We start from the raw sequence: 2,216 nt of genomic DNA, 5'->3' as shown, positions 1-2,216 counted from the left end.
GGGGTTTTTCTTTGCTTAAGATGATCAGAAATCAGTTGAGATGTGATAGGCTGTTTGGATGGATCAGGAGACATTGGAGGGCATGCAGGAACCGGCCGGGCTGGCCCTTGCCGCGTGCGGCGGGCAAGTGCTGGTGCGCTGCGGGCGTGCCCTGCTCTACCGCTACGAGGAGGGCGACACGGGGATGCGGAACTTGGCGATCGTGGCGTTGACAGACGCCGGGCGCCGGGTCGATGAGGTTGCTTCCGTGTTCGGGTTGACCGCGACGTATGTCTCGATGCTGCGGGGCCGGGCCCGCGCGCAGGGCTCGGCCGGGTTGGTGCGCCGCCGCGGGCGCCCGCCCAAGCTTACTGACCGGCAGGTGGCGAAGGCGCGGGCCTGGGCGGGGGAAGGGGTGGCGCAGCGTGTGATCGCCGACAGGCTCGGGGTGGCCCAGTCGGGAATCAGCGAGCTGCTCGCACGGCGGGGCCCGACGCCGGTGCAGCAAGAGCTTCTGCCCGAACCCGGCAGCACCGCCGAGGGCCAGATGAATGCCGGGCACGACACGGGTGCGGACGCAGAGGCATTTATTCCCGCCGGGGATCCCGGCACTGTCTCGGAAGAGGGGCCGGCGGCGTTGGCCCGCATCGGGGAGGGCTCGGTCTTCTCCCGTTATGCCGGGGCGATGCTGCTGCATGCGTTCCTGGACCGGGTCGGGGCCGAAACGATCTTCGCGACCCTGGCTGGTGCCCCGGGACGCCGCTATGACAACCTGGCCGTGCTGACCACAGCAACACTGGGCTTCGCGCTCGGGGCCGGGACGATGGAGGGGTTCAAGCACCTGCGCCGGGGTGAACTTGGCCCGACCGCCGGGGTGGAGACGATTCCGGAGCTGGCGACCCTGCGCGGACGGCTGACCGCCCTGGCCGACGCTTCCGACCCGTTGGCCCTCCAGCGGGCCTTCGCTGCCGGGATGCTCGCCTTCGACCCGGCCGCCGATCCGGTCTACTACGTTGATGACCACTTCGTCCCCTACGCCGGCGCGAAGCCGGTGGCGAAGGGCTGGAATACCAAGCGTCGCCACGCCGAACCCGGCCGTGATGAGACGGTCCTGGTCGATGCCCGGGGCCGGGCCGTCGTCTTCGGCTCCGGGGAACCGACCTCGCTGGCCTCAAACCTCCCCGGCGTGCTCACCCAACTGCGCCGGGTGATCGGGCCGGACGCCCCGGTCCTGCTCGGCTTTGACCGCGGCGGGGCATTCCCCATCGCCTTTACTGCCTGCCGGGATGCCGGCGCCGGGTGGATCAGCTACCGCCGTGCCCCGTTGGTCGCAACGACCGCTACCCCGGCCATCTCCACTACCGTGCGCAACGGCAAAGACATCACCGTCGAGCTCGCCGATGAAACCGTGGCGATCAAGGACTACGGCCACGCACGCCAACTAACGCTCTTCGAACACGGATCCCCGGTGCTGCAGGTCCTCACCAGCGAAACCACCGGTACAGGGGCGGACCTGCTGTGCTGGCTGCGGTCCCGCTGGAGGATCGAGAACATGTTCAAATACGCGTCCGAGCACAACGGCATCGACGCCATCGCCGACTACCGGATGGATGTTGCCACAGACACCCGGCTGGTCGCCAACCCCGCCCGTGTGGCTGCCCGCGCCACCGTCAAGACCGCCGAAACCGGGCTCGCTGACGCCGAACGCTCCCTGGCCCAGCTCCTCGCCAGCGGCGGCACACCGAAACAGATGAATGCGGCCCTGCCCGGCATCCATCGGCGGATCGAAAAAGCCACACAGGCCCTCGCCGACGCCAAGAAAACCCTCAAGCCCATCCGGGCCAAACTCCCCGCCAACACACTGAACCCCGACGCGAAACTCGCCCGCCCCCACCTTCAACGCCGGAGCATGCAAATGGTGCTGCGCCTGCTGGCCTTCAACGCCGAAGCCTGGCTCGCCGACCGCCTCAACGCCTACCTAAACGATCCGGACGAGTACAGGGCCATCACCTCCAACCTCCTCCACCAAGGCGGAACCATCACCTACGGAACCCACGAAATCACAGTCATCCTCGATGCGCCCGACAGCCCCCGCACCGCCCGCGCCCTTCAACTACTCACCGAAGAACTCAACAACACCCCCACACGGCTCCCCGGCGACCGACGCCCCCTGAACTACCAAATAGCCCAGGCCCCAATCTCAACAATGAGCAAACACGTACTTCAGGAGGTCTGAG

At 67.5% G+C, this 2,216-nt stretch carries 1 protein-coding gene; it reads left to right on the top strand.

Annotated elements, in window-relative coordinates; genetic code table 11:
• Positions 1 to 58: 58 nt before the first annotated feature.
• Positions 59 to 2,215, top strand: coding sequence for a putative transposase (locus tag QMG25_RS20245; protein WP_283462919.1), 2,157 nt, complete (start codon positions 59 to 61; stop codon positions 2,213 to 2,215).
• Position 2,216 lies beyond the last annotated feature (1 nt).

The organism is Arthrobacter sp. H35-D1 (genome assembly GCF_030063185.1).
Lineage (GTDB): Bacteria > Actinomycetota > Actinomycetes > Actinomycetales > Micrococcaceae > Specibacter.
The sequence above is the reverse complement of the archived record's forward strand: the minus strand, read 5'-3'. Positions and strand labels throughout refer to the sequence as shown.